This is a genomic window from Nostocoides sp. (genome assembly GCF_035343835.1).
GTDB classification, from domain to species: Bacteria; Actinomycetota; Actinomycetes; order Actinomycetales; family Dermatophilaceae; genus Nostocoides_A; species Nostocoides_A vanveenii.
Genome location: NZ_DAOQZV010000156.1, coordinates 1 through 7,654 on the forward strand (window position 1 = coordinate 1; position 7,654 = coordinate 7,654).

The following is a 7,654-nucleotide window of genomic DNA, read 5'->3' on the forward strand; positions in this document are numbered from 1 at the left end:
CCCCCGCCACGTCCGACCCGGCTACCACGAGCGCCGCGACACCCCAGGAGCGCGCCGACGCCTGGCTGGGCGCCTTCGAGGCCGCCCTGACCGCGGGCGCCGTCGAGGACGCCGCCGGAATGTTCGCGCGCGAGAGCTTCTGGCGCGACCTGGTCGCGTTCACCTGGAATCTGACGACCGTCGAGAATCCCGAGGGCGTGCGCGAGCTGCTCACCGCCACCCTCGACACCACCCGCCCGTCGCAATTCGCCACCAGCGAGCCGGCCACCGAGGACGGCGGGATCATCACAGCGTGGATCACCTTCGCGACCGCGACCGGCCGCGGCATCGGGCTCGTGCGCTTGAAAGACGAGGACGGTGCCGACAAGGCCTGGACCCTGCTGACCGCCCTCCAGGAACTCACCGGCTTCGAGGAGCCCCGCGGCACCCGCCGCCCGAAGGGCGCCGAGCACGGCATCGACAAGGACCGCCTGACCTGGAAGGAAAAGCGCGAACTCGAGGGCGAGAGCCTCGGGGTGACTACGCAGCCATACGTCCTCGTCGTCGGCGGTGGGCAGGGCGGCATCGCCGTCGGGGCGCGCCTGCGGCAGCTCGGGGTGCCCGCGCTCGTCATCGACAAGTACGCCCGGCCCGGGGATCAGTGGCGCGGACGCTACAAGTCGCTGTGCCTGCACGACCCGGTGTGGTACGACCACCTGCCCTATCTGAAGTTCCCCGACAACTGGCCCGTCTTCGCACCCAAGGACAAGATCGCCGACTGGCTCGAGTCCTATGTCAAGGTCATGGAGGTGCCCTACTGGTCGAGCACGGAGGCGACGTCGGCGACCTGGTCCGACGAGGCCGGCGAGTGGACGGTCGAGGTCGAGCGCGACGGCGTGCCCGTGACCCTCAAGCCGACGCACCTCGTGTTCGCCACCGGCATGTCGGGCAAGGCCCGCGTCCCCGACGTCCCCGGCGTCGACATCTTCGCCGGCGAGGTCCACCACTCCTCGCGCCACCCCGGCCCCGATGCGTATGCCGGCAAGAAGGCCGTCGTCATCGGCTCCAACAACAGCGCCTTCGACATCTGCGGCGCCCTGTGGGAGCACGGCGCCGACGTCACCATGGTCCAGCGCTCCTCGACCCACATCGTCAAGAGCGACAGTCTGATGGAATACGGGCTGGGCGACCTCTATTCCGAGCGGGCGCTCGCCAATGGGGTCACGACCGAGAAGGCGGACCTGATCTTCGCCTCGCTGCCCTACCGGATCATGCACGAGTTCCAGATTCCCGCCTATCAGAAGATGGCCGAGGTCGACAAGGACTTCTACGAGCGGCTGGAGCGGGCTGGCTTCTGGCTGGACTGGGGCGCCGACGGGTCGGGCCTGTTCATGAAGTACCTGCGGCGTGGCTCCGGCTACTACATCGACGTGGGCGCCGCGGACCTGGTCGCCAATGGCGACGTCAAGCTCGCCCACGGCCAGATCGACCATCTGAGCCAGGACAGCGTCGTCTTCACCGACGGGACGTCACTGCCGGCCGACCTGGTCGTCTTCGCGACCGGCTACAACTCGATGAACGGCTGGGTCGCCGACCTCATCGACCAGGAGACGGCAGACCGGCTCGGCAAGTGCTGGGGCCTCGGCTCCGACACCCCGCTCGACCCCGGCCCGTGGGAAGGCGAGCAACGCAACATGTGGAAGCCGACCAATGTCACCAACCTGTGGATGCACGGCGGCAACCTCCACCAGTCGCGCCACTACTCCCTCTATCTCGCGCTCCAGCTCAAGGCCCGGTATGAGGGTCTGGCCACCCCGGTCTATGCCCTCCAGGAGGTCCACCACACCGCCTGACCGGCGATCACTGCGTTTCCCCGCCAGCGACGAAAGAGGGTTCGATCCGATAATCAGATACAGTCGCTTCCATGCGCACCATCACGGCGACGGAGGCCGCCCGCCGATTCTCCGATCTGCTCGACGCCATCGAGGCGGGCGAGTCGGTGACCGTGACCCGGGGCAACAAGCCCATCGCCGAACTGCGGCCCGCACGCCGACGCACGGGCCGCGATCTGCGAGAAGCGCTCGCCGGGATCACGCCGCCCGACGATGACTTCGCCGCGGCGATCGCGCAGACCACCTCGCTGCTCACGTCCGACCGGACGGACCCATGGGCCGACGCCTGATTCTGGACACCAATGCGCTAAGCACGATCGAGCGCGACCTGTCGGCGACGTCCCTGGATGACGACGACCTCGCGGTCGCCGCGCTCACCATCGCGCAGTATCGGGCGGGTATCGAGCTGGCAGAGACCGCACGCCGAGCCGCCGATCGATCACGAGCCCTGGCCGCGATCCAGGACAACGTCGCGGTCCTCGACTACACCGAGGCCACAGCGGCGGCGCACGCCCGGCTCCTGGCCCACGTGCACCGAGCCGGGCAGCCACGCAGCGCACACGACTTGATTATCGCCGCGCACGCGGTCCAGACGGGCCGCACGATACTCAGCAACGACGCCCGGGCTCGCTTCGGCGACCTCCCCGCGGTCGTCGCCGTCGACCTCGTCGACTGACCCGACCGCATCTGCAGGGGAGTCGCTCACCAGGGGTGGGGGGCGTAGTCCTTGAGGAAGCAGCCATACAGGTCCTCGCCGGCCTCGCCGCGCACGATCGGGTCATAGACGCGCGCGGCGCCGTCGACCAAATCCAGCGGGGCATGCCAGCCCTGGGCGGCGATCCGCAGCTTGTCCGGTTGCGGCCGCTCGTCGGTGATCCAGCCGGTGTCGACCGCGGTCATCAGGATGCGGTCGGTCTCGAACATCTCGCCCGCCGAGGTGCGCGTGAGCATATTGAGCGCGGCCTTGGCCATATTCGTATGCGGATGCCCCGGCCCCTTGTAGCGCCGCCCGAACTGCCCCTCCATCGCCGACACATTGACCACGTATGCCCGCCGGGCACCCCGCGCGACCGCCGCCCGCATGGCGGGCCGCAGCTTCGAGACGAGGAGAAAGGGCGCCACCGAGTTGCACAGCTGCACTTCCAGCAACTCCAACGGGTCGACGTCCTCGACCTTCTGCGTCCAGGAGTTGACGCTCACGTCATCGGGCAGCAGCCCGCCGGCATCGATCGCCGTCCCGGCCACGTGCGCGGCCAGGCTCGCCGAACCCCCCTGCAGCGCAAGCGAAGTCATCGCAGCTGCCGTCAGTGAGGCCCCCGCACTGTCGACCACGGCAGGTCCGTGGGCGTGCTCGGCTAGCACCCCGACCAGGGCCGCCGGGTGGGCGTCGCTGACCCGGTCGAAGGTGACCAGGCGGGGCAACGGCATACCGGCCGGAAGAGGCTCGGACTCCCCCGCGACGAGGTGGGCATAGGCGCCTGGCGAGCGGCGCACGGTCTGGCAGGCGTTGTTGATCAGGATGTCCAGCGGTCCGCCGCCCGCAACCTCGTCGGCCAGCGCGAGCACCGAGGTGGCATCGCGCAGGTCGATGCCTACCACGGTCAGCCGGTCGAGCCACTCGGGCGAGTCGGCGAGTTCGGCGAAGCGCCGCGCCGCATCCCGGGGAAAGCGCGTGGTGATCGTCAGGTCGGCGCCGTCGCGCAGCAACCGCAGCGCGATGTGCATCCCGATCTTGGCCCGCCCGCCGGTCAGCAGCGCGCGACGGCCTAGTAGATCGATGCGCTGATGGCGCTTGCCATGGCTGAAGGCCGCGCAGCGCGGGCAGAGCCAGTGATAGAAGGCGTCGACGAGGGCGTATTTCTCGTGGCAGACGTAGCAGCCCCGCGGGATGCGAAGTTCGCCGGCATACCTCGCGTCGTCCGTCGATGCGGCGAGCGGTATGCCGCGGGTCTCGTCGTCGATCCGCAACGGCGAGCCGGTCGCCGTCGAGGCGAGCACGGCGGCATCGTGGTCGAGATCGGGTTGCCTTGCGGCAGAGCGCGCTTCGCGCCGGCGCGTCTTGCGGATCCGGCTGGCCATGACCCCGGTCGCCCGCTTGATCGTCTGGATGTCCGGATCGTCCGGCGCCAGCTCGTGGAGCGAAGCCAGCACCCGCAAGGTCGTCGCCAAGTCGGCCGGGTCCAGCCGCGGCGCGCTCGACTCGGCCCCGTCCTCCACCCCGGGATCGTATGCCGCCCCCGTTCCCAACATCTGCTAGCAGCGGTTAGGTCACCTCCAGCAGGGTCTACCCTGCTCGACGTCACCTACCGTGCGCTAAGTGCGAACGGCGGGCCGCCCGGGGTCGAGAACCGCAGCCGAAACCGCCGGAGGCCAGACCCGCAGCCGACCCGCAGCCGCCGGGAACCGCCCCCACCGCGCGAGCGTCGAAGGGCGTATGACGCGCCTCCTGCTTCCCGTCGCCCTGGTCGCCACCCTCGCGCTCAGCGCGTGCGGCACCGAATCCGCCGGGTCCGGGGCCGGCTCGACCGCGAGCACGACCACGGGCAACGCCAACCCGACGGGCGGCACCGGTTCGCCCAGCACGAGCGCCACCACCAACCCGCTCCCACCCCTGCGTGCCGCCCTCGCCACGGTGCTCGATGCCCCCGGAAAGGGCCCTCAACTCTGCCTGGGCGGCGTGCTCACCTCCCTCCCACCCCAGTGCGGCGGCCCGGTCATCGACAACTGGGACTGGGCCAAGGCCCCCAAGCACGATTCCGCGAACGGCGTGCGGTGGGGCCAGTACGCCGTCATCGGGACGTATGACGCGGCCACCTCAACCTTCCACCTCACCAAGCCGGTCACCACCATCGAGGACTACACCGGCCCACGGCCTCGTGACCCGCTCACCGGGCAGGGCCCGACCACCCCCTGTCCCGCCCCCGTAGGCGGCTGGAAGGTGCTCGACCCGGACAAGACCACCCAGGAGGCCGAAGATGCGACCCTTGCGGCCGCGGCCGCGCTCTCGACGTATGCCGGCGCATGGCTCGACCAGTCCATCAACCCGGCTGATCCCGCGAAGGAGCCGGAGAAGATGAACGATCCGGCGAAGCTGATCCTCAACGTCAAGGTGATCGAGGCTGCGGCGGCGGCGGAGCGGACGCTGCGCGCGACCTGGGGCGGGATGCTCTGCGTCTCCGAGGGCGGGCATACCGAGGCGGAGTTGCTGGCCATTCAAGAGGAGTTGTCGACAAACACGATCCCTGGATTGCTCGGGAGCGGGGTGGACACCCAGCTCAGCGTGGTCGAACTGCAGGTGATCGACGACCTCGACGGCCGGTTGCAGGCTGGGATGGACAAGAAGTACGGCCCCGGCGTTGTGTCAGTGACGTCGGCCCTGCTGCCCTACGCGGACTGACAGGTCGACGCGCCCCAGCCGCGAACCACGTGAGTCCGATCACGGATCCGCCTCATCGACGCGCAAACCCTTGCGCCCCAGGCCAAAGCGGGTAACACTAGACTCTACGCTAAGCAAGCGCTTAGTCAGCCATACCCATCGGAGCAAAGGGGCGCGTCATGGGCCACTACAAAGCCAACCTGCGAGACATCGAGTTCAACCTCTTCGAGGTCTTCGACCGCCAGGCCCTCTTGGGCAGCGCCCCCTACGACGACTTCGACGAGGCCACGGCCCGCGAGATGCTCAAGCACGTCAAGGAGCTGGCCGAGGGCGACCTAGCCGAGAGCTTCGTCGACGGGGACCGCAACCCGCCGAAGTACGACCCGGTCACCCAAGAGATCACCATGCCGGCGAGTTTCAAGAAGTCCTACAAGGCTTTTCAGGACTCCGGCTTCTGGAACGTCCAACTCCAGCACGAACTCGGCGGCACCCCCTGCCCGCCGTCGCTGAAGTGGGCCATCAATGAGATGATCCTCGGCGCCAACCCAGCCATCGCCATGTTCGGCGCCACCTACAGCTTCGCCGAGTTGCTCTACACCCTGGGCACGCCGGAGCAGAAGAAGCTGGCCAAGTGGATCGTGGAGAAGGGCTGGCTCTGCACGATGGTGCTGACCGAGCCGGACGCGGGCTCCGACGTCGGCGCCGGCCGCACCAAGGCCGTCCAACTCGATGACGGCACGTGGAGCATCACCGGCGTCAAGCGCTTCATCACCAGCGCCGAAGCCGACATGACCGACAACGTCGTCCATTTCGTCCTGGCCCGGCCTGAGGGTGCGGCCGAGGGCACCAAGGGCCTCTCCCTCTTCATTCTCAGCAAGTTCCACGTCGACCTCGAGACCGGTGAACTCGGCGCCCGCAACGGCGTCATGGTCACCAATGTCGAGAAGAAGATGGGCCTGAAGGTCTCCACCACGTGCGAGTTGACCTTCGGCGACGGCATACCGGCTACCGGGACGCTCTTCGGCGACGTGCACGACGGCATCGCGCAGATGTTCCACGTCATTGAGAACGCGCGCATGCTGGTGGGCACCAAGGCCATCGCCACCTTGTCTGCGGGCTACCTCAATGCGCTCGACTACGCCAAGCAGCGCGTCCAGGGCTCCGACCTCACCCGCGCCGCCGACAAGTCAGCACCGCGGGTGACCATCACCCACCACCCCGACGTGCGACGCTCCCTGATGCTGCAGAAGGCGTATGCCGAGGGGTTGCGCGCGCTCGTCCTGTTCACCGCCACCCAGCAGGACGTCGCCGACCAGCACTACCTGGAGAGCGGCAATGAGGCCGTCGCCAAGGGCAGTGCCGCCGACCTCGCCGCGCGAACGAACGACCTGCTGCTGCCGCTGGTCAAGGGCCTCGGGTCCGAGCGGGCCTGGGTCCTCCTCGGCACCGAATCGCTGCAGACGCTCGGCGGGTCGGGCTACCTGCAGGACTACCCGATCGAGCAGTATGTCCGCGACGCCAAGATCGACACTCTCTACGAGGGCACAACCGCGATCCAGGGCCTGGACTTCTTCTTCCGCAAGATCATCCGCGACAAGGCCCAGGCGCTGACCGCGCTCTCGATGCAGATCACTGAGTTCGCCAAGGACACCGGGCAGCAGCAGGGGGTCCTCGACCGCGACCGCGAGATGCTCGGCAAGGCCGTCGAGGACGTTCAAGGCATCCTCGGTGCCATGGTGACCCCGCTGATGGCGTCGGACCCGCGGATGGGCGGGGACCCGGCCAACCTCTACAAGGTGGGCCAGAACACCTCACGCCTGCTGCTCGCCGCCGGTGACCTGATCGTCGGCTGGCTGCTCCTGCGCCAGGCCGCAGTCGCCCAGGACGCCCTCGACGCCGGTGCAACCGGACCGGACAAGGACTTCTACACCGGCAAGGTCGCCGCGGCCCAGTTCTACACCCGCAATGTGCTGCCGAAGCTAGCCGCCGAGCGCGCCATCGCCGAGTCGACCGACAACGCCCTGATGGAGGTCCCGGAGGCCGCCTTCTGACGTCGAAGGGCCGGTTCAGCCCCGTCGAGAGGCCGCCCAGGCGGCCTCTCGACGGGGCTGAACCGGCCTCTCGACGGGGCTGAACCGGCCACTCGACGGGGCTGGGCCCGGGTGGGGGTCAGGGTTGCGGGCGCCGCAGGAGGGCGGCCAGGGCCACGAAGGGGCGGCGGGGCGCCTCGGTCACGCGCACATCGGTCAGACCCAGCTCCGCGCGAAGCACCCCCGAAAGGGTCGTCGCGATGGTGAGCCCGGCCGCGGGACACCCTGCGCAGGCGCCAGCGAGCTCGAGGTCGGCGATGCCGTCGCGCACCGCCAGGACGCGGACCTGGCCGCCGTGCGCCCGGATCGTCAGGCCC

General features: G+C 69.0%; 7 protein-coding genes. 5 read left to right on the top strand and 2 right to left on the bottom strand.

Annotated elements, in window-relative coordinates; all coding sequences use genetic code 11:
* The first annotated feature begins 65 nt into the window (after positions 1 to 65).
* From PKH97_RS11290 to PKH97_RS11300, 3 genes are all read left to right on the top strand, one after another.
* Positions 66 to 1,832 (top strand): NAD(P)/FAD-dependent oxidoreductase, encoded by a 1,767-nt coding sequence (locus tag PKH97_RS11290; RefSeq protein ID WP_324387545.1) that lies wholly within the window; start codon positions 66 to 68, stop codon positions 1,830 to 1,832.
* A 71-nt stretch (positions 1,833 to 1,903) separates the two neighbouring features.
* A complete protein-coding gene (locus tag PKH97_RS11295; RefSeq protein ID WP_324387539.1) occupies positions 1,904 to 2,161 on the top strand; it encodes a type II toxin-antitoxin system prevent-host-death family antitoxin in 258 nt (85 codons plus the stop codon).
* Positions 2,146 to 2,547, top strand: a complete 402-nt coding sequence (locus tag PKH97_RS11300) for a type II toxin-antitoxin system VapC family toxin (protein WP_324387540.1) — start codon at positions 2,146 to 2,148, stop codon at positions 2,545 to 2,547. The genes PKH97_RS11295 and PKH97_RS11300 overlap by 16 nt, the downstream gene beginning before the upstream one ends.
* A gap of 26 nt (positions 2,548 to 2,573) precedes the next feature.
* On the opposite strand, the gene PKH97_RS11305 is transcribed toward PKH97_RS11300, so the two are convergent.
* Positions 2,574 to 4,088, bottom strand: coding sequence for an SDR family NAD(P)-dependent oxidoreductase (locus PKH97_RS11305; RefSeq protein ID WP_324387541.1), 1,515 nt, complete (start codon positions 4,086 to 4,088; stop codon positions 2,574 to 2,576).
* Between the two features lie 217 nt (positions 4,089 to 4,305).
* Between PKH97_RS11305 and PKH97_RS11310 the strand changes: the two genes are divergently transcribed.
* A complete protein-coding gene (locus PKH97_RS11310) occupies positions 4,306 to 5,268 on the top strand; it encodes a hypothetical protein (protein ID WP_324387542.1) in 963 nt (320 codons plus the stop codon).
* 158 nt (positions 5,269 to 5,426) lie between these two features.
* Positions 5,427 to 7,298: an acyl-CoA dehydrogenase gene (locus PKH97_RS11315; RefSeq protein ID WP_324387543.1), complete on the top strand. Its 1,872-nt coding sequence runs from the start codon at positions 5,427 to 5,429 to the stop codon at positions 7,296 to 7,298.
* A gap of 118 nt (positions 7,299 to 7,416) precedes the next feature.
* Here the strand turns inward: PKH97_RS11315 and PKH97_RS11320 are convergent.
* A partial coding sequence (locus PKH97_RS11320) for a NifU family protein (RefSeq protein WP_324387544.1) occupies positions 7,417 to 7,654 on the bottom strand: 238 nt, incomplete at its 5' end.

Coding starts and splice junctions, on each gene's coding strand:
- PKH97_RS11295 (WP_324387539.1), top strand. CDS start 1,904: ATGCGCACCATCACGGCGACGGAGGCCGCCCGCCGATTCTCCGATCTG.
- PKH97_RS11300 (WP_324387540.1), top strand. CDS start 2,146: ATGGGCCGACGCCTGATTCTGGACACCAATGCGCTAAGCACGATCGAG.
- PKH97_RS11310 (WP_324387542.1), top strand. CDS start 4,306: ATGACGCGCCTCCTGCTTCCCGTCGCCCTGGTCGCCACCCTCGCGCTC.
- PKH97_RS11315 (WP_324387543.1), top strand. CDS start 5,427: ATGGGCCACTACAAAGCCAACCTGCGAGACATCGAGTTCAACCTCTTC.